This is a genomic window from Actinomycetota bacterium (genome assembly GCA_041658565.1).
GTDB lineage: Bacteria > Actinomycetota > AC-67 > AC-67 > AC-67 > JBAZZY01.
In genome coordinates, this window is sequence record JBAZZY010000012.1 from 58,243 (window position 1) to 77,259 (window position 19,017).

At 66.4% G+C, this 19,017-nt stretch carries 16 protein-coding genes and 1 tRNA gene; 8 read left to right on the plus strand and 9 right to left on the minus strand.

Going from position 1 to position 19,017, the window contains the following annotated elements; all coding sequences use genetic code 11:
- Nucleotides 1–58 precede the first annotated feature (58 nt).
- Nucleotides 59–1,078, plus strand: a complete 1,020-nt coding sequence (gene glpX, locus WDA27_08165; GenBank protein MFA5890911.1) for a class II fructose-bisphosphatase — start codon at nucleotides 59–61, stop codon at nucleotides 1,076–1,078.
- A 33-nt stretch (nucleotides 1,079–1,111) separates the two neighbouring features.
- Here glpX and WDA27_08170 read toward each other — a convergent pair whose 3' ends face one another.
- The 7 genes from WDA27_08170 to WDA27_08200 form a co-directional block, all read right to left on the minus strand.
- Nucleotides 1,112–1,900, minus strand: coding sequence for an HAD-IB family hydrolase (locus tag WDA27_08170; GenBank protein MFA5890912.1), 789 nt, complete (start codon nucleotides 1,898–1,900; stop codon nucleotides 1,112–1,114).
- Nucleotides 1,901–1,910: 10 nt separating this feature from the next.
- Nucleotides 1,911–3,836, minus strand: coding sequence for a CocE/NonD family hydrolase (locus WDA27_08175; GenBank protein ID MFA5890913.1), 1,926 nt, complete (start codon nucleotides 3,834–3,836; stop codon nucleotides 1,911–1,913).
- A 69-nt stretch (nucleotides 3,837–3,905) separates the two neighbouring features.
- A complete protein-coding gene (locus WDA27_08180; protein ID MFA5890914.1) occupies nucleotides 3,906–5,960 on the minus strand; it encodes a hypothetical protein in 2,055 nt (684 codons plus the stop codon).
- Between the two features lie 4 nt (nucleotides 5,961–5,964).
- On the minus strand, nucleotides 5,965–6,801 hold the full coding sequence (locus WDA27_08185; protein MFA5890915.1) for an undecaprenyl-diphosphate phosphatase: 837 nt from the start codon (nucleotides 6,799–6,801) through the stop codon (nucleotides 5,965–5,967).
- A gap of 13 nt (nucleotides 6,802–6,814) precedes the next feature.
- Nucleotides 6,815–7,612, minus strand: a complete 798-nt coding sequence (locus tag WDA27_08190) for an S-methyl-5'-thioadenosine phosphorylase (protein MFA5890916.1) — start codon at nucleotides 7,610–7,612, stop codon at nucleotides 6,815–6,817.
- A 3-nt stretch (nucleotides 7,613–7,615) separates the two neighbouring features.
- A complete protein-coding gene (locus WDA27_08195) occupies nucleotides 7,616–7,999 on the minus strand; it encodes an FmdB family zinc ribbon protein (GenBank protein ID MFA5890917.1) in 384 nt (127 codons plus the stop codon).
- A gap of 43 nt (nucleotides 8,000–8,042) precedes the next feature.
- A complete protein-coding gene (locus WDA27_08200) occupies nucleotides 8,043–8,618 on the minus strand; it encodes a 5-formyltetrahydrofolate cyclo-ligase (GenBank protein MFA5890918.1) in 576 nt (191 codons plus the stop codon).
- Nucleotides 8,619–8,728: 110 nt separating this feature from the next.
- On the opposite strand from WDA27_08200, the gene WDA27_08205 reads away from it, so the two are divergent.
- From WDA27_08205 to WDA27_08225, 5 genes are all read left to right on the plus strand, one after another.
- Nucleotides 8,729–10,162: a diguanylate cyclase gene (locus WDA27_08205; GenBank protein ID MFA5890919.1), complete on the plus strand. Its 1,434-nt coding sequence runs from the start codon at nucleotides 8,729–8,731 to the stop codon at nucleotides 10,160–10,162.
- A 12-nt stretch (nucleotides 10,163–10,174) separates the two neighbouring features.
- Nucleotides 10,175–11,047, plus strand: coding sequence for a UTP--glucose-1-phosphate uridylyltransferase GalU (gene galU / locus WDA27_08210; protein ID MFA5890920.1), 873 nt, complete (start codon nucleotides 10,175–10,177; stop codon nucleotides 11,045–11,047).
- A gap of 239 nt (nucleotides 11,048–11,286) precedes the next feature.
- The gene (locus WDA27_08215; protein MFA5890921.1) at nucleotides 11,287–11,700 is read left to right on the plus strand and encodes a hypothetical protein; all 414 of its coding nucleotides are present in this window, start codon (nucleotides 11,287–11,289) and stop codon (nucleotides 11,698–11,700) included.
- 20 nt (nucleotides 11,701–11,720) lie between these two features.
- Entirely contained in the window at nucleotides 11,721–12,350 is a 630-nt protein-coding gene (locus WDA27_08220) for a haloacid dehalogenase (GenBank protein MFA5890922.1), read from the plus strand.
- A 62-nt stretch (nucleotides 12,351–12,412) separates the two neighbouring features.
- A tRNA-Ala gene (locus WDA27_08225) sits at nucleotides 12,413–12,485 on the plus strand.
- Between the two features lie 396 nt (nucleotides 12,486–12,881).
- Here WDA27_08225 and WDA27_08230 read toward each other — a convergent pair.
- Complete coding sequence (locus tag WDA27_08230) at nucleotides 12,882–13,382, minus strand: CBS domain-containing protein (protein MFA5890923.1); 501 nt, start codon at nucleotides 13,380–13,382, stop codon at nucleotides 12,882–12,884.
- A 3-nt stretch (nucleotides 13,383–13,385) separates the two neighbouring features.
- Complete coding sequence (locus WDA27_08235; GenBank protein ID MFA5890924.1) at nucleotides 13,386–13,592, minus strand: rhodanese-like domain-containing protein; 207 nt, start codon at nucleotides 13,590–13,592, stop codon at nucleotides 13,386–13,388.
- 149 nt (nucleotides 13,593–13,741) lie between these two features.
- Here WDA27_08235 and WDA27_08240 point away from each other — a divergent pair, with 149 nt between their 5' ends.
- Together WDA27_08240 and WDA27_08245 are read left to right on the plus strand one after the other, a co-directional pair.
- Nucleotides 13,742–16,660, plus strand: a complete 2,919-nt coding sequence (locus WDA27_08240; GenBank protein MFA5890925.1) for a heavy metal translocating P-type ATPase — start codon at nucleotides 13,742–13,744, stop codon at nucleotides 16,658–16,660.
- Nucleotides 16,661–16,691: 31 nt separating this feature from the next.
- Nucleotides 16,692–18,050: an APC family permease gene (locus WDA27_08245; protein ID MFA5890926.1), complete on the plus strand. Its 1,359-nt coding sequence runs from the start codon at nucleotides 16,692–16,694 to the stop codon at nucleotides 18,048–18,050.
- The last annotated feature ends 967 nt before the right edge of the window (nucleotides 18,051–19,017 follow it).

The following is a 19,017-nucleotide window of genomic DNA, read 5'->3' on the forward strand; positions in this document are numbered from 1 at the left end:
TAGCCCCGGTTCGTCTGCTCCAATGAGGACAACGTTGGACAGGGGGGGACATCTAGACATGGGACGTGGACGGGATCCGGTTCCGGATCGGAACTTGGCGATGGAGATGGTCCGCACAACCGAGGCGGCCGCACTCGCCGCCGCGCGCTGGGTGGGCCGAGGCGACAAGAACGGTGCCGACCAGGCCGCTGTTGACGCCATGCGGTTGATCTTCAATACGCTTCACATCGACGGCGTCGTCGTCATCGGCGAAGGCGAGAAGGACGAAGCGCCGATGTTGTATAACGGCGAGCACGTCGGCACCGGTGAGCCGCCGCACGTGGACGTCGCGGTGGATCCGATCGACGGCACTCGTCTGACTTCGCGCGGCGAGGGGAACGCCTTGTCGGTGGTCGCCATCGCCGAGCGAGGAGCGATGTTCGATCCGGGTCCGTGTGTCTACATGGAGAAGATCGCCGTCGGGCGTCAGGCTGCCGGCGCGATCGACATCACCGCCTCCATAGAAGACAACATGCGCAACGTTGCCAAGGCGCGCGGGATGGAGGTGTCGGACCTCACCGTGACGATCCTGGACCGCGATCGCCACGCAGATGCAATCGCGAGCGTGCGCGCGCTCGGCGCGCGCGTACGTCTGATCTCCGACGGCGACGTCGCGGGCGCGATCACGGCTGCAAAGCAGGGCACCGGCGTGGACATGCTCTACGGCATCGGCGGAACGCCGGAGGGTGTGATCACCGCGGCAGCGCTCAAGTGCCTGGGCGGCGAGATCCAAGGGCGCCTGTATCCGCGGAACGACGAGGAGCGTCAAGCAGCGATTGCCGCCGGATACGACCTCGGCCGGGTTCTCACGACCGACGATCTGGTGCAAGGCGAGGACGTGTTCTTCGCCGCGACGGGAGTGACCGACGGCGTGCTGCTCGAGGGCGTGCGCTACTCGGCCAACGGAGCGACCAGTCAGTCGATGGTCATGCGCGCGCGCTCGGGAACCGTCCGAGTGATCAGTTCCGAGCACCGGTGGTCGAAGCTGATGCACATCTCGCACATCGACTACCGAGGCCTGCCTCCCGTCCAGGGCTAAACGCGTTAGGGGCGGGGAAGCGGCGTCCGGTGGTTACCGCGCGCCGTTTCCCCGCCGCCGAGCGGCCCACATCCCAACCGCGATCCCAGAGGCGAACAGCCCGAGGCCTCCGACGGTTGACGGGATGCCGATCAGCAGCGCGCGCCTGCGAGTTCGCAGCTCATGAATCGGCCATCCGCGGGCGCGCGCCAGACGACGCAACTTCGGCTCCGGGTTTACCGCGTGCGCGTGCCCTACAGCCTCCAACAGTGGCAGATCGTTGATCGAGTCCGAGTACGCCGCGCACTCGGTCAGGTCGAAGCCCTTCTCCACCGCGAGCGCCTCGACGGCTTTGGACTTCTCGGGGCCATGCAACAGGGGTCCCGCGAGCTTGCCCGTGTAGCACCCCGCGTCGTCCAGCTCCGAGCGCGTGCCGAGCGCGCCGGTCATCCCGAGTCCCTCGGCGATCACCTCGGCGATCTCCAGCGGCGTCGCCGTAACCAGGTACGTCTCGTGTCCAAGCGACTCATGGTGCTGAATGATTCGCACCATGTCGGCGTAGACGCGCGGCAGGATGCGCTCGCGCGCGATCTCGACGCCCAACTGATGCAGTTCCTCGCGGTGTCTGCCCTTGACGAACCCGAGCGCGAACTCCTGGATGTCGTCCACGAGTCCCATCCGTTCGCTGCCGGTGAGCCGGAAGGTGATCTGGCCCCACGCGAAAGACGCGATGCGTCGAACTCGGATGAAATCCCGTTCGTACATCCCGCGCGCGAGCAGGTACAGGCTCGACCCGGGGATCACCGTCTTGTCGCAGTCGAAGAACGCCGCGCGCTTTGTCATTGCGACGAGTCTACCCCTGCGGCGCCACCGGAATCGACAGATACGAGGCCCGCGCTGCGTCGTGGTAGACGGAGTTCAGCGTCGGGGAGGTCAGGGTTAGGTGGTTCGGCGTGTCCGAGGATGTGATGTCTACCCGAATACTGTGTCCGGCGCCGAAGGTTTTGGCGGTCGGCCAGATTTCGATCTGATACTCGCGGACTTCCCCGGGCGGCGGTGGATCCAACGCGGCCGCCGTGTGCAAGTGATACGGCGCGAGGATCTCTCCGTCGGCGACGATGCTGCGAGAGAGATCGTATGTTCGATGAGACGCGCGCAAGTAGCCCTGCGTCAGCAAGGTCGCGGTTCCGTCGGCTGCGACGTCGGACACTTTCACGACGAAGTCGGTGTCGTTGTACGGCGGGGTCGCTTGCAAGACCGGGCCGTCGGCGGGAGTCGGTGGCCGCTCCGCTCCGAGCACCGAAGCGAACATCTTGAAGCCGATCGGTCCGGCGATTGAGAAGTCCGCGGCAAGCGGTGCGGTTTGGTACGTGAGGCCCTTGCCGGACTCCAAGCGCTGGTCCCACTGCGGCTGCGGCGTCCCCGCGGCGTTGTCCCACCGCGACAGCGTCTCGGCCGTGCCTGCCGACGGGTTGAGGGCGTAGAGGTCCTCGGCCTCGCTCGTGGTCGGCGCATCCGTGCTCAACCGTCCGTCGGCACGAAGGTAGAACCGCTGTACCGACAGATCCGCCGGCGGCCACTGGTCGGTTGTCTTCCACTCACCGTCGGCGGCGCTCTGCGCGCCGAGCACTCCGGTGCGCATCTGGAAGTAGCGCATGCGCTGCCCGCTCATCCATGACGGCGCGGCGCCGCCGTTCACGCGGTCCTCGAGCCAGTAGCGGTACCAGCCGACGAGGTCTTCGCGGAATCCTTGGTTTGGATTGATGAAGTGAGTCTGGCCGTGGTTCCAGGGCCCGATGATCAAGTAGTTGGGTCCGTGCTCGGAGGAGTTCGCGCGCTCCTGTTCGCGTGCGGCGGTGAAGGTCATCAGCTGTCCCCGCGTGAACGCATCGAACCACCCGGCGAGGTGCAGCGTCGGAACGCGAAGATTCTGAATGCGCGGCAGAATGCTCGAGTCCTCGTACAACTTCTGCGTCCAGCCGGGGTCGGAGTCGTTGCTGGAGAACTCCGCGTCGGCGTACGGCGCCATCAAGTAGTTCACGATCATGGGGTCGTTCTTGGTGAGGTGGTCCGTCCAGGCTGCTGAGCCCTGCTCGCTTTGGACGTCGGTCGGCGGCTCCACGTAGTACGCGGACGTGCCTCCCGACCAGATCTGACCGAAGGAGCCGATCGCGACCCCACCGTGGTAGACGATGTCGCGGTACAAGTCGCCGTAGGCGCGCTGTGGCGCGACTGTGGCCAGGTGCGGCGGTGCTGCCGGCAGATCGCCCGTGGCAACCTCGGGCAGCGATGCCACGAGGTACTGGATGATCCCCGAGTAGGACCCGCCGTACATCCCAACGGTCTCTTCGCACAGCTTGTTGCTGTCGTCATCGGCGAGCGGCGCGCCGTCCTTGGTCGCGCTGGTCGCGGCCCACTCGATCATGGCTGCAGCGTCGGCCTGTTCGCGAACAGAGAAGACGATGTCGTACTCGCCGCCGGAGCCGCCGGTCCCGCGCGCGTCGGTCTCGATCAGCGCGATTCCTTGGGCCGGCAAGTGGCCGGCGCCTTCGGCCGCGCGCGTTTCCTTGCGGTACGGCGTCAGCTCGACGACGCACGGGTACAGGCCGTCACCATCGCCGTCGGCGATGGTGGGGACGTAGATGTCGGATGCGAGCGGGACGCCGTCGTTCATCGCGACGCGAACGTCGGTCAGCTTGACGTAGGGGTCGGCGGCGGCTGCAACGTTTAGCGTGGTTCCGGCAATGAGGATGACTACGACGGCGGCAAAGCGACGCACAGGGGGCTCCCTCCCTCGGTGACTGCGTACCGCCTAGGTTCGCGCTTGCGAGCGTGATTCCTTCCGGAGTCAGTCGTCGGAAGCAAGCAAGGGAAGTAGAAGTCCGGCCGAGGACAGAGTTGCGATCCAGGTTGCGCCGACCAGGCCGCCGCGCGCCGCCAGAGCGAGCACCACTGCCGCCGCAGCGGCCGTCGCGAGTGCGGCGCGCGTGTACGGGCGGCCCCACATCCCGCGATCGATCAGCGTTCCGCGCCGTTGTCGCAGGATCACCGCCGGGGCTGCGCACGCAGCAATCGCGATCGGCCAGATGGTGAACACCGTGATGTTTGCGACCGAGTCGATGATGCCGGCGAGGATTCTTGCGACACCGCCGACCGTTGCGACGCTCGCGTCCGCCGGCAGGGCGATCGCGCGCTCCAGGGCCAGCAGCCCTGCGGCGGCGACCGCCGCGGCAGCGACACCGAGGTACGCGGGCGCGCGCCGGCCGGCGCGCGCCACGAGCATGGCTCCGGCCGCGACGGCCAGGACTCCGAATGCAGGTCGCGCTCCGAATCTGGAGGAGCCGAGCATCACTGCTGCGACGGCGAAGGACACCGACGTGATCACCTTCGCTCGCCGCAGCGCGCTCGCGCGATCGAGCGCGAACCCCGCCGAGACAAGTCCCGCACCGATGACGACGCCCGCGATCCCGGCGTCGGCGCCTCCCGCGCGCGCGCCCGCTGCAATAGGGAACCCCACCCCGGCGCCGAGCAGTCCCGGAAGGGCGAGATCGACCAGCGGGAGTGCTGCCGAGGCGATGGCTGAGCCCAGCAGCGCGCGCTCGCGTCCGAGTGTGATGCGTGCGATCAACGCGAACGCAACGGATGCGATGACGGGAATCAGCACGGCCACAGCGGTCGCCGCGCGCGCGTCGGCAATCGAGGTCGGGATCGGGAGAGATGTTGCGGCCGGCAGTGCGACCACCGCAACGAGTCCGGTAGCCACCGCGTCGCGCAAACCTCGCGGCAGACGTCCGCGCGCGGCGGGACGGCCGCGACCCGAGGCGATCGTTAGAAACGCCACCAGCACGAACGCCATCGCGATCGCCAGCGCGGTGCGCGTGAGTGGGCGGCGCGCGCGCGCCGCAGCAACCAGATCTCGCTCCAGACCCTCTACGGCGGCGTGCGCGTTCGTCCGGGGTCGCACCGTGATCGCGTGTCCCGTCATGTCGGCGGGAATCGCGATGTCGAGCGCTGCCAGCATCGTCGGCCCGAGGTCGGCGATCGAGGCGAATCCGTCGCGCCGGGTGGTTTGGCTGCGCAGCACTCCCGGTGGTCCGGTCATCGCAATCGCTCCCAGGTGAACCCCTGCGGCAATGCGACTTCGCGACGGCGTGGGCGAGACGACTAGGACCGAGTCCCGCGCGCCGGCGAGCGCCCGCAGCTGCCCGAGCACAACATCGGCGCGGCGCATCGCCAAATCCATCCAGGGCTTCCGCGTAGCCGGATCGAGACCGAACTCGCGCTCGACGCGCGCACCGTCACCGAAGTCCACCAGAACCAGATCGCTGCGCTTGAGCGCACCCAGGGTCGCTTCGCGCAATGCTGCGAGATCAACCCGGCGGCCGGTGGGGAATCGCGAGTCGGCGCGCATCGCGAACGTGATAGGCACCGGTGCCGGTACTTGGTCGGCGCAGCCGAACACGCGGGCGATCCGTTCGGTTACGCCGTCGTCGGCTGTTCCTGCCAGGATCTCGGCCGTGCGGCCGGCGGCGGACAGGGCGCGCGCCAGTGTGCTGCCGTTTCGCCGCGCTGCGGCACCGAGGGATTCCGGATACCGGTCGCCGCAGACCGTTCCGCCGACGGCTTCGGCGGCGCGCGCGCGCGCCAAGGGGGTTCCCGCCGCACCGCCGCGCGCGCGCGCCGCGAGGAGCCCCACCGCGCCGTTCTTCAGGAACGCCTGGAAGTTCGGGAGGTTCGGCGCCGACCAGTCGCCCAGGTCCGTGCCGTCGAGCCACAGCACGATCACTCGCGCGCGCGCCTCGGGCTCTTGTGCGAGCGCGGGTGATACGGGCATGAATGCGATCCCGGCCGCGGTCAGCGAGGCGATGATCGTGCGCGCGCCGCGGAGCCGTGAGGTCTTCACGGTCTCAGCCGCGCGCCAGCGCGGTCACCAGCCCGGCCACCATCATCAAGAAGCAGTAGATGCCGAACGGCCGAAGTCCCCGACGCTGAATGGTTCCGATGAACCAGCGCACCGCCAGGAACCCTGAGATCGCCGAGGACGCGATCCCGATTGCGAACGCTGTGCCGGCGCCGGTGCCGAAGCCTTCGTTCATGATGCTCGGCGTCTCGGCCAGGGCGGCTCCAAAGATGATCGGAATCGACAGCAGAAAGGAGAAGCGCGTTGCTCCCACGCGGCTCAGGCCCATGCGCATCCCGGTTCCGATCGTGGAGCCGGAACGCGAGATCCCGGGAAGAATCGAAACCGCTTGCGCAAAGCCGACCGCGAGCGCGTCGGCAGTTGTGAGTTCGGTTTCCGGTCGTCCCGAGATCGCGCCCGGAACCGTCTCGGCCTCGCGCGTCTCGACGATCGTTTCGGTGGACATCAAGAAGTAGCCGGTCACCCCCAGCAGCAGGGACACGAGCACCGGTCGCTCGAAGGCTCCACCAATGACCTTCTCCAGCGTGATGCCGATGATCGCGGCGGGAATCGTGCCGATCACGATCATGCGAAGGAGCGAGCGATCCGATTCCGGCGCGCGCTTCCACCCCAGTGCGGTCCGCGCAAGCATGGCGATCTCGGCACGAAACACGGCGGCTACCGCGACCAGGGTTCCGATGTGAACCGCGACGGCGAAGGCCAGCGTCGGCGCCGGCCATCCTGCTATGAACGGAACCAGCGTCAGATGCCCGCTCGACGAGATGGGTAAGAACTCGGTTAGGCCTTGGACGATGCCAAGGATTAACGCTTGAAAGACGCTCATTTATGCGAGGGTATCAGTGTCCGACGCGCGCGCCGTCCAGCGCCGAGGCGCAGGCGCAGTCGCGGGAAGACGGCAGGGCCGGGATTACTGCGCGCAGCAGGTTGCTCAGGCGGGAGTTGTTGTCGTTGAAGACCTGGATGATTTCGGGCACCGTGACCGGCGACGTTCCCTCGACACCGGCGTCGTAGTCGGTGATGAGCGAGATGTTGCAGTAACACAGTTCCAGTTCGCGCGCGAGCGCCGCTTCGGGGTGCTGAGTCATGTTGATGACTTCCCAGCCCATGGCCGAATACCACTTGGACTCCGCCCGGGTGGAGAACCGCGGTCCCTCGATCACGACCACGGTCCCGTGCGCGTGCACCGAGATCCCGGCCGCGTGCGCCTTGTCGATAGCGACCGCACGCATTGTCGGGCAGTACGGCTCGGCGAGCGACACGTGAATCGTTTCGGGGCCGTCATAGAACGTAGAGGGACGACCGGAGGTTTGGTCGATGATCTGGTCGGACACCACGAAGTCGCCCCGCGCAACGTGCTTTTGCAGCGACCCCGCCGCCGTTGGTGCCAGCACGCGCGTGACTCCCAGCTCGCGCATCGCCCACAGGTTTGCCCGGTAGGGGATGCGGTGCGGCGGGAACTCGTGCTTCGTTCCATGGCGAGGCAAGAACGCCACCCGGCGTCCGTCGATCTCGCCCGTTACTAAGGGGGCCGACGGGTCGCCGAACGGCGTCGTGACGACGTGCTCTTGTGTCCCCTGCAGGAACGAGTAGAAGCCGGATCCACCGAAGACGCCGATTTCCGCGGGTGCGCTCATGCCTTATGACTTCGCCGAGCCGGTGCTCGAGCCGGTGCTCGAGCCGGTGCGCGCCGAGTCCGTCTTCTTCTCGGACTTCTCCGGCTTCTGGGGCTTCTCGGACTTCGACTCCTTGGACTCCCCGGACGCCGAGGCCGACGAGGCCGCCGTGTCCTTGGAGTCCTTGGCTGGCTCCTTCGATCCGTCCTTCGGCGTGAAGGGACGCTTACGAGAGCGGTTGTCGGTGGAGTAGAAGCCGGAGCCTTTCAGCACGATCCCCACGGGGTGGAACACCCGCTTGAGGGCGCCTCCGCACTCCTCGCACGTTTCCAGCGGGGGGTCGGTGAAACGCTGCACGGCATCGATGTGGCGATGGCAGGACGTGCAGGCATACTCGTAGGTCGGCATGATGCGAGGATTGTAGCAAGGGAAAAACCAGGCCCGTTTGGCGCTAGGCGCGCGCGCAGCGGATCACCCGGTTCTCGGTCACCACCGCGTCGACGCGTTCGTCGTGGGGCTCGACGGGGACCTCGGGCACGACCTGGACTTCGAAGCAGATGCCGATCCGGGGAACCACCGGCGATTCCCTGAGGAAGGCGTCGTAGAACCCGCCTCCGTGACCGAGGCGGCGTCCGCGCTCGTCGAAGGCGACGCCCGGCAGGACGATCACCGATGCTTCCGCGGGATGTAGGGCGAAGCGTGACCGGGGCTCGGGAATGCCTCTATATCCGGGCTCCAGCTCGTCGAGGGACTCGACCTCGGCTGCCTGCAGCGCCCCGTCGTCGGCGACGTAGGGCAGCAGCAGCACGGAGCCCGACGCCAGCACGGCCTGAAGCAGCCGGCCGGTGGGGACTTCGGATCGCACCGACACGAAGGCCAAGACGCGCTCGGCCTCAGCCACCTCGGGCATGGCCAAGAGCCGCTCGATCAGGCGCTCGGCGCGCGCCTCGCGCTCGGCGGCGTCCAGCCGGCCCCGGCGAGCCAGGGTGAGGCGGCGGACCGTGTCCTTGCGTTCGCGGACCTGCATCCCAACCCTCCTCCGGTTAGATGCCCGGAGTACAGTTATTGACCCGACGCGCCGACGATACCCACGAGGGACAAGCCTCGCAAAGGGAGCCTGGGTAGACAAGGCGAAATGTGAGCATTGTGGTGGGGGGACCGAAGTCCGAGGGCGGCCGGCGCTTCATAGCGTTCCGGCTGCGCTTGTTGCTTGCCTTCGTGCTGCTAACCGGGGCGGTGGTGGCGGTGGCACTGCTGATCACGTCGGCCCCTCTCGACGTTGAGTTGTTGGTCTTCGGGATCTCGATTGTCCTCGCCGCAATGACCGGCGCGTTGGTGACGTCCTGGTTGGCTCGCCCCGTGGAGCATCTCGCCGAGGCCGCCTCGCGCGCGGCTGCCGGGGAGTTGTCCGAGGCGATCCGCCCCTCCACGCGCGACGAGGTCGGCCGTGCCGCTCTCGCCATAAACGACTTGAACGAACGCCTCCGGCGCGTGAGCGGCGACGTCGACATCTCGCGCGGGGAGGTTCGCAACTCCGTGCGCCGATTGGGTGAGGCGCTGCGCGCGACCCAACTACGCGAGAGCGATGAGCCCGACCTTCGCAAGATGATGTCGGTCGTGCTCGAGACGGCTTTGGTTGCGTTGCAGGGTAGGTCCGGCGCCGTGTACTTGTTGTCGGCTCGCCGCACTGATCTGCGGCTGAAGGTCGGGCGGCACCTCGATCCGCGCGCTCGCGACGAGCGAATCCTTGTGGGACAGGGACTTGCGGGATGGGTGGCACAGCATCGCCGCGGCGTTTGCCTTCCGTCTGCCGACGCGCCGGTGCCGGCCGATCCCGAGCCGACCGAGACCACCGCGCTCGCCGTGCCGCTGGAGACGCAGTCGCAGTTGATTGGTGTGCTCGCGATCTACGGACGCACGACGTCGGTGCCGTTCGGCGAAGAGGACGTCGAAACCATTATGTCGCTTGGGCGCGCGGCGGGAGTCAGCGTCGAGAACATGCTGCTGCACCAAGAGGCGCAGCGAATGTCGATCACCGACGGCCTGACCGCGATCTGGAACCGCCGCTACTTCGAGATGCGGTGGCCTCAGGAGTTCGAGCGCGCGTTCCGCTTCCAGCGGCCGTTGTCGATCGCGGTGATCGATATCGACCACTTCAAGAAGGTCAACGATGTCTACGGACACCAGCGCGGCGATGCGATCTTGATCGAGATCGCGCAACGACTGGTGGGCAATATTCGGCGCGAAATCGACGTTCTGGCGCGCTACGGCGGTGAGGAGTTCGTCTTGGTGCTGCCCGAGACCGGGGCCGACGGAGCCAACGTCGTTGCCGAGAAGATGCGCATCGAGGTTGCCGGCTTGCCGTTCGCCTCCGAAGGCGAGACGCCGGTCGCCGTGACCATCTCAATCGGGTACGCCGTATACCCCGAGAACGGAACAACGCCGCGCCAGTTGCTCGACGCAGCCGATCAGGCTCTGTACGAGGCCAAGGCGCGCGGACGGAATCGCGTGGTGAGCGCCGGCGGGAAGACGAACAGCCCGAACCTTGCCCCCGGCCGGACGCAACCGTAGACTCCCCGAGCCATGCCAGTCACGAAAGCAGTGATTCCTGCCGCCGGTTTGGGGACGCGCTTCCTGCCGGCCACCAAGGCTCAGCCAAAAGAGATGCTGCCGGTAGTCGATCGACCAACGATCCAGTACGTAGTCGAGGAAGCCGTCGCCGCCGGGATGACAGACATCTTGATCGTCACCGGCCGCGGGAAGCGCTCGTTGGAGGATCACTTCGACCGTTCGTTCGAGCTGGAGTACTACCTCGAGCAAAAGGGTGACTACGAGACGCTCGAGTCGATCCGTTCTATCAGCGATATGGCCGACATCCACTACATCCGCCAGAAGGAGCCCAAGGGTCTCGGCCACGCGGTGATGGTCGCCGAGCGCCACGTCGGTGGTGAGCCCTTCGCGGTGCTGCTGGGCGACAACATCATGGCCGACCCGTTGCTGGGTCCGATGGCGAAGGTGTACGAGCAGTACGGTCGCAGCGTGGTCGCGTTCCAGGAGGTGCCGCTGGAGCAGATCTCCTCATACGGCGCCGCGGCGTGTGAGCAACTCTCAGACAACTTGGTCAAGGTCTTGGACATCGTGGAGAAGCCGGCTCCCGAACAGGCGCCGTCCAACCTTGCCGCGATCGGGCGCTACATCTTCACTCCCGAGATCTTCGACATCCTCCGCAAGACGCTGCCGGGGGTCGGCGGCGAGCTGCAACTGACCGACGGAATTCGCAACCTCGCGCTGCAGCAGGTCGTCTACGGGTACCTGTATGACGGCGTCGCATACGACATCGGCCGCAAACTCGACTACTTGCGCGCCACCGTAGAGATCGCCGCGCAGCGCGAAGATCTGCGCGAGGACTTCCTGGCCTTCCTGGCCGATTTCGCGATTCGCAAGAAGTTGGTGTAGACCTTCAGGGCACGGATCGCCCGGCGGACTCCCGTATGGAGTTCCAATTTCTTCCCTGCCGGCGGCCGAGGGGCGGAGCCTGGGACTTCCCAGCTTCCTTGAAACCAGATATGGGGGTGTTAGTCTCGCCGTGAGCCTAGATGTAGTGGCTCCTGAATGGCGCTTTGAGCGCCCGATACCCGAGAGGGGGGGCGAGACTGGGCCCGACCGTAATCCTGTTGCTGCTCGTAGCATGGGCAGTGGTTCTGGTCCCCGTCTTCGGCTCCAAGCGCTCCTCTTCGTCCCCTCTGGTCGGCGTGCGTAGGTTCGAGCAAGTCATGGGTGTCCTGGCGAGCGCGCGAGGCGCAACGGGTGTTCCCGGCCGCTGGGTGATGGTGCCGAAAGCTGAAACCTCCGCTCCGGCGCGGCGCCGCAACCGCGTGGTCCGCCGTCGCCGCCAGACTTTCGCGCGCTTGGTCACCGCCGCGCTTTCGACTTTGATGGTTGCGTTCTTCTTCCACGCGTTCTTCCTTGCGCACCTGGCCGCCGATGTCGCACTCGCTGGATACGTCCTGCAGTTGCGGCGCTGGAGACTGCGCGAACTGCAGCGCGCGCGCGTCGTGCACCCGATCGCCGTCGAACGCCAGCCTGAAGAAGTCGCGGCGTTCGGCTGACGTCCCAGGAGGACCGCAGCATGGATCTCAACGAGATCGCTAATGACATCCGCGAACGCCTCGACGCCAAGAACCGCGCGCGCGAAAAGGGCATACCCGCATCGCGTCACGCCATCCGCTTCTGCGCGAACTCGATCCGGGCCGTGCACCGCGGCGAGATGGAACTCGCGCGCGAGTTGCAAGGCAAGGCGCGCGCCGAACTCGACATCGCTCAGGAAGCGATGCGTCCGTTTCCCGACATCTACTTCGCCGGGTTCCTCCACGACGCCGAGAAGGAGTACGCCGAGGCGCTCGCGACCTACGCACTGATCAACAGCGACCCGCTTCCGACGCCCGCCGAGGCGCGCGTCGGGGACGCCGCGTACTTGAACGGACTGTCCGAAGTCATAGGCGAGTTGCGCCGGCACCTGCTGGACATCATCCGCCACGGAGACCTCGAGCGCGGCGAGCAGTTGCTCGGGGCCATGGACGATATCTATTACGTGCTCGTATCCATGGACTATCCGGATGCGCTGACCGGGGGTCTGCGGCGGTCCACCGACGTCGCCCGCTCGATCATGGAGCGCAGTCGCGGGGACCTGTCCATCACCATCGCCCAGCGCCGAATTCAGGAAGCCATCGAGCGCGCGGGGCAGTCCGAAAAGGGGTAGTTGCGCGCGCCGGTATCCGGGAGAGCAGGCGCGCCCCCCGTGGTACCATCGGGTTCCCATTCGGGGGTGTAGCTCAGTTGGTAGAGCGCTGCGTTCGCAACGCAGAGGCCGACGGTTCGAGTCCGTTCACCTCCACTCACGATTTTGAGCGTTAGCGGTTTGCTCACCAGGTTCGATGGACGTCGGAAAACATGAACCCTGATGAGACTCGAACCTAGGGCGAGCGGAGGTTCAAGCGAAGTCGCAGCTCCTCCATCGGCGTGTCCTCCCAAACCTCGTGTTTGCTCGTTCCGTCCGCCCGCCACCCCTGTCGCTCATAGAACGCGATCGCGCGCGCGTTTCCTTGCACGACCCACTACGTTGCCTCGGTGCTGCCGCGCGATCGAAGCCAATCCATGCCGGTATCGTGGAGCGGGCGACCGATCCCTTTCCTCCAAACGGACGGGACGAGGTAGATCGCCTGCAGTTCGCCGACTAAGGATGGGTCGGCGTCGGGATCCCGCGATGGTCCAACGCAACATCGGCGGCCCGCTACTCGTTGACATCGGAGGCGTGCGCCACCTCCAGAGCGCGTTCGGCGTCGTCGCGGTAGAGGATGCCGATGAGACGTCCGTCCGGATCGGTAACCACGATCGAACCTACCTTGCGCCGTTGCATGCGCTCGACGAGCTTCGCGAGGTCTTCGTTCGCGCGGATCGTGGTCGGTCCTTCTTCCATGATCTCTTCGACGCGCAGCCGTTCATCGGTGCGCAGACGCTCACCGCGCAGCCGCCCGACGACGACCCCGTGCTGGTTGACGACGAGGCAAACGGGCCGGTCGATCTCGGCCGCGGCGCGCTGAGCGGTGCCGGCGGGGTCCTCGGGGCGGCAGGTTGGTGGGTTACGTCGCACGACCGAGCCGGCCCGAAGCGCGCCCGATGCGGTCCCTTCGGTCGGGAGGCCCGCCGCGAGCCAGTCGGCCTTTCCCGCGGCATAGCGATACACAACGGAGACCCCGAGACTTTCGAGCCGCCACGCGGCCCGTGCGTTCATGTCTCAGGTGTACTCGTGGCAGTACGTGATGACGGGACGCCCGCGGTCCAGTCGCGCAACCGTCTCGGCGTTCAGTTCTTTGAGCGGGAGGTTGATCGCGCCGGCGATGTGCTCCTCTTCGTATTCGGCCCGCGGAAGCACCTCGACAATCTGCGCCCCCTCATCGCGGACAAGCCGTTGGACTTCGTCACGATCGATGATCTGCGGCATGGGCGACCTCCTTCTCCAGGCTACTTTCTATGTCCTGTAGTAGCACGCCTCCCGGGGTGGAGTAGTTTGCTCATAGTATCCTCAGGGAAGGCACCGACATGACCGGCTTCGACCTGTTCGTCACCCTCGTTGGGATCTCTGCAATCGCGATGCTCGCCTGGTTCTTCTTCGGTCCGAAGGGCTCCACGTCAGCAGCCCTCGCGGACGGCTTGCAGCAGATCGACATCACCGTGAAGGGCGGCTACAGCCCGGACGTTATCCGTGTCACCGTGGGGACGCCGCTGCAGTTGACTTTCGACCGGCAGGAATCGGGAGACTGCACGTCGCGGGTGGTGTTTCCCCATCTCCAACTGTCGAAGTCGCTGCCAGCGTTCGAGAAGACCGCGGTGCAGTTCACACCCACTGAGGTCGGCGAGTTTGGGTTCGCCTGCGGGATGAACATGATCCACGGGCGCCTGATTGTGGAGCCCGCCGCAGCCGAAACGGCCGACACCTCGACGCCGATCGCGGACACGCCAACAGCGGACACGCCACGGTCGGCGCAGGTCGACTTCGCGGTGGTGAAAGGTCTGTCGTGCGCTACATGCGTCAGCACGATCGACGCCGCTTTGGGGATGCTGCCCGGCATCCACAAGGTGACCGCGAACGTCGCTCAGGACCGCGTTCTCGTCACGTATGACCCGACCCTGACATCGCCCGACGCCATCGCAGCAGCCGTGGACAACGCGGGCTACGCGCTCCGCGAACGAGGCGATGACGCCGGTGACGAGCAGGACAGCGAAGCCGCGGAACGACAAGCCGAGATCGCCGACCTTTCACGCCGGGTGCTGGTCGGCGCCCTACTCTCTGCTCCCGTCGCCTTCGCCGTGATGGCGATGGACATCTTCAACGCCACGTGGATTCCTGACGTCCTGCTCAATCGATGGGTCCAGTTCGCACTGATCACCCCGGTGATGTTTTGGACCGGGTGGCCGATCCACCGCACCGGCTGGCTAGCGCTGCGCCACCGCACCGCAGAGATGAACACGCTGATCACGATCGGCACGTCCGCCGCGTTCAGCTACAGCCTTTTCGTGACCCTGTTCCCCAACCTCGTCCCTGTCGACGTCCGGGCCGTCTACTACGAAGCCGTTGGCGTCATCATCACGCTGATCCTGCTGGGCCGACTCTTCGAGGTGAAGGCGAAGGCCGGCACTGGCGAAGCGATCCGCAAGCTGATCGGCATGCGGGCCAAGACCGCGCGCGTCATCCGTGACGGCGACGAGGTGGAGATCCCCATCGAGGACGTCGTTCCCGGCGACATCGTCGTGGTCCGTCCCGGCGAGAAGATCCCGGTCGACGGCGAGATCACCCAAGGCACATCGGCGATCGACGAGTCGATGGTCACGGGTGAGTCGATCCCCTCGGAGAAGACGGTGGGTGACACGGTGGTCGGCGCGACCGTCAACCAGACCGGTGCCTTCCGGTTCAGGGCAACGGCCGTCGGCAGCGACACGATGCTGGCGCAGATCGTCACGATGGTTCAGAGCGCCCAGGCCTCACGTGCACCGATCCAACGTGTCGCCGATCTCGTGTCGAGCTACTTCGTGCCCGGCGTCATCTTCACCAGCATCGCCACGTTCGTAGGCTGGTTCCTCGTCGGACCAGAGCCGACCCTGACCTTCGCACTGGTCGCCGCCGTGTCCGTGCTGATCATCGCATGCCCCTGCGCCCTGGGACTCGCCACCCCTCTGTCAATCATGGTCGGCACCGGCAAGGGCGCCGAGAACGGCATCCTGGTCCGGTCGGCTGAGGCGCTGGAGACCGCTCACAAGCTTGACGTAATGATCCTCGACAAGACCGGGACGATCACCAAGGGCAAGCCGGAGCTGACCGATGTCCTGTCGATCGACGAGGCCTTCGATGAGGACACGATCCTGCGACTGGTCGCGTCCGCCGAGACCGTGTCCGAGCACCCGCTCGGATCGGCCATCGTGCGTGGCGCGGAAGATCGCGGCCTGACACTGACCGAGCCATCCAACTTCGACTCGATCACGGGTCGCGGGATCCGCGCGACCGTCGACGGGCACGAGGTCCTGGTCGGCAACGAGACCCTCTTGGCCGAGAACAAGCTCGACACGACACGACTTGCCGATGAGGCTGCTCGCCTGGCGGAGGCCGGACGCACCCCGATGTTCGCGGCGATCGACGGGGCGCCTGCCGGTCTCGTCGCGGTGGCCGACACCATCAAGGAAGACGCCGCGGACGCCATCGCCGCGTTGGTGAAGCTGGGCATCGAGCCGGTCATGATCACCGGCGACAACCGGCGCACGGCCGCAGCGATCGCCGCGCAGGTCGGGATCCACCGGGTCGTCGCCGAGGTCATGCCCCAGGACAAGGCCGCTGCCGTCCGGACCTTCCAGGACCAGGGCAAAATCGTGGGCATGGTTGGGGACGGCATCAACGACGCCCCGGCACTGGCGCAGGCCGACGTGGGAATCGCGATCGGATCCGGCACGGATGTGGCCATCGAGGCCGCGGACGTGACCCTGGTCTCCGAGCGCATCACCGGTCTGGTCACCGCAATCACGCTGTCCCGCGGGACGATGCGCAACATCCGCCAGAACCTGTTCCTCGCGTTTGTCTACAACGCGGTGGGTATCCCGATCGCCATGGGCCTGCTCTATCCGTTCACCGGCTGGCTGCTCTCCCCTATGATCGCCGCCGGCGCGATGGCGCTGTCGAGCCTGTCGGTCGTGGGCAACGCCAACCGCATGCACGGATGGCACCCCGCACCGCTGCCCAACGTCACCGTGACCGGCGGCGCCACACCCGAAGTCCAGACCCCACAGACCATGGCAGCCGCCGTCGCCGGCGGTGACCAGCACGGCGAACACGACCACAGCGAGCACGACGCTGGCGGTCTGGTCGACCCGGTGTGCGGGATGACCGTGTCCGGCGACGGGCCAACCCACGAACACGAGGGCGTGACCCACCACTTCTGCTCGGAGGGCTGCCGGGAGACCTTCGCCGCTGCCCCGACGTCTTACCTTCCCGAGGCCGCAACCACACCGAGGACCGGCGCGTGACCGATCGCACGGAGAGCCTGAAGTTCGGCACATGGGTCCTGGGGTCGACCACGTGATGGAGCACACGAGCGAGCCCGAACAGAAGGCCACACTCAGCCTGATCGCCACGGTCTCGATGGGCACCGGCGTCATGATCGGCGCGGGGATCTTCGCGCTGACCGGACAGATCGCTGAGCTCGCCGGACCGCAATTCCCGATCGCGTTCGTGGTCGCTGCCATCATCAGTGGGCTCAGTGCGTACAGCTACATCAAGGTGTCCAACACCTGGCCGTCGGCGGGAGGCATCGCGATGATCCTGTCCAAGGCCTACGGCCGCTCCACGATCACCGCGGCCGGCGCCATGCTGATGGTCTTCTCGATGATCATCAACGAGAGCCTCGTGGCCCGCACGTTCGGGACCTACACGCTGCGACTGTTCAACGTATCCGACACGAGCGTGCTGGTCCCTGTCCTCGCGCTCGGTCTGATCCTGTTCGGTTTCGCGGTGAACATCGCCGGCAACAAGGTGATCGGGACAGTGTCGAAGGTTGCCGCCGTCCTCAAGGTCGGGGGGATCATCCTGTTCGCGGTGGTCACCCTCTGGGCATCGGGCTTCAGCCTCAAGACCGCGACGAGCGCCGGGTCAACCGTGTCCCCCGGCTCGGGAGGGATGCTCGCCGCCATCGCCCTGGCCATCCTCGCCTACAAGGGTTTCACGACGATCACCAACAGCGGGGGCGAGGTCGAGGATCCGCACCGCAACGTCGGGCGGGCGATCGTCATCTCGCTGGCGATCTGTGTCGTCGTCTACCTGCTGGTCGCCTGGGCCGTCGGCTCGACCTTGAGCGTTCAACAGATCGTTGATGCCAAGAACTACTCGCTCGCCGAGGCCGCGCGCCCCGCACTCGGGAGCACCGGCGTCGTGTTCACGATCGTCCTCGCGATCATCGCCACGACCTCGGGCCTGTTGGCTAGCCAGTTCGCCGTGTCACGGTTGCTCGCCATGCTGACCGACATGGCGCTCATCCCCCACCGCCACTTCGGCATGCCCGGCGGGCTCCGCCAGCACACGCTCGTCTACACCGTCGTGGTGGCTGGAGCGTCGGCCGTCTTCTTCGACCTCAGCAGGATCGCTTCCATCGGCGCGATCTTCTACCTCGTGATGGACATCGCGATCCACTGGGGCGTCTGGCGCCACCTGCGGGACGAAGTGCAAGCTCGTGCCTGGGTCCCGTTGGCGGCGATAACCGCGGACGTCGTGAGCCTTGTGGCGTTCCTGGTCGTCAAGGGCGGCAGCGATCCCCTCATCATCGTCTTGTCCACCGCCGGAGTCGCCGGGATCTTCCTGTTCGAGGGCATCTACCTGCGCGTCCGGGGCCCGGCCGATCACAGAAGCACCAGCGCCCACTGAACGGTGAGCGAAGGCGGGCAGGACGACTGACATGTCGTGCAGCGACGGCACCCGGGCGCGACGACCATGATGGGACCCGCGGTCGCAGGGCCTGCGGCCGCAACATCGGCGGTCACTCGCAGCGTCCGCGGCGGTCACCACGGGGGTATCAACCGCGTGGTGGGTGTGTCATCGTGCACCCCTGGCGACAACCGCCGCGACGTCGAAGGCTTACTGATCGGCGACGTCGCGGGCGTCCGAAAGTTTGGCCGATTCGCGCCGGGCGCCGCAGGGCAAGCCCTGAGCGGGCAGTTCCCCGGCGTACTCTTGGTGCCGTCAGCGGCGGATTAGTTCTCGCGGCCTACGCATTCGTCGCCTCGTTCATCGGTTCGTGGACGACCGCTCGATGCGACGTGCCTTGAGCGTGGAGTCGGATCCGATCCTTCAGTCGTCGCGCGGATGGGCCGCGCTCAGGGACGGCTTGGCGACTCCCTTCTGACCCCGAAACCCTCAAGTAAGCGCGCAAAACCCTCGAGCGATCGGAACGCCTCGAGCGAGTTACCTACCCTGGTAGATGGCTCGGACGTCCCTTCGAAACTCGTGGTTCGAGAGTCGTCCACTCAGGGCCACTCACGATTTTGAGCAAGTGTGGAAGTTCGGTACCTCTGTTCCACAATGGCTCCGGCACCTGTGCCCCACGCTGCGACCCGGCTTCGGCTCCTTGGCGACACTGGCTTCGGTACCTGTGTCCCACCCTCTCCACCCGCGACCGCTTCCTGACCTTGACTTCGGCTCAGCCGAGTCAAGGGGGAGCCCATGCTTCAGGAGCTGTCGATGGTCGAGCAGCGGTATCTGGCTGGTCCTAGGACGCTCCTGAAGTAATGCCCTCGGGTCGGCCGTTGAACGGGTAATGCCGCGTCGGCGCGGTCCTGGTGGGCGTTTGCGGCGATCAGATCCTTGAAATCGGTTGTCGGCTTCTCGTTGAGGC

What these genes read in the sequence shown, in the direction of transcription:
- WDA27_08185 (MFA5890915.1), bottom strand. Translation starts at nt 6,801, where the DNA reads ATGAGCGTCTTTCAAGCGTTAATCCTTGGCATCGTCCAAGGCCTAACC.
- WDA27_08195 (MFA5890917.1), bottom strand. Translation starts at nt 7,999, where the DNA reads ATGCCGACCTACGAGTATGCCTGCACGTCCTGCCATCGCCACATCGAT.
- glpX (MFA5890911.1), top strand. Translation starts at nt 59, where the DNA reads ATGGGACGTGGACGGGATCCGGTTCCGGATCGGAACTTGGCGATGGAG.
- WDA27_08230 (MFA5890923.1), bottom strand. Translation starts at nt 13,382, where the DNA reads ATGAACGCACGGGCCGCGTGGCGGCTCGAAAGTCTCGGGGTCTCCGTT.
- galU (MFA5890920.1), top strand. Translation starts at nt 10,175, where the DNA reads ATGCCAGTCACGAAAGCAGTGATTCCTGCCGCCGGTTTGGGGACGCGC.
- WDA27_08240 (MFA5890925.1), top strand. Translation starts at nt 13,742, where the DNA reads ATGCTCGCCTGGTTCTTCTTCGGTCCGAAGGGCTCCACGTCAGCAGCC.
- WDA27_08235 (MFA5890924.1), bottom strand. Translation starts at nt 13,592, where the DNA reads ATGCCGCAGATCATCGATCGTGACGAAGTCCAACGGCTTGTCCGCGAT.
- WDA27_08245 (MFA5890926.1), top strand. Translation starts at nt 16,692, where the DNA reads ATGGGTCCTGGGGTCGACCACGTGATGGAGCACACGAGCGAGCCCGAA.
- WDA27_08170 (MFA5890912.1), bottom strand. Translation starts at nt 1,900, where the DNA reads ATGACAAAGCGCGCGGCGTTCTTCGACTGCGACAAGACGGTGATCCCC.
- WDA27_08220 (MFA5890922.1), top strand. Translation starts at nt 11,721, where the DNA reads ATGGATCTCAACGAGATCGCTAATGACATCCGCGAACGCCTCGACGCC.
- WDA27_08190 (MFA5890916.1), bottom strand. Translation starts at nt 7,612, where the DNA reads ATGAGCGCACCCGCGGAAATCGGCGTCTTCGGTGGATCCGGCTTCTAC.
- WDA27_08200 (MFA5890918.1), bottom strand. Translation starts at nt 8,618, where the DNA reads ATGCAGGTCCGCGAACGCAAGGACACGGTCCGCCGCCTCACCCTGGCT.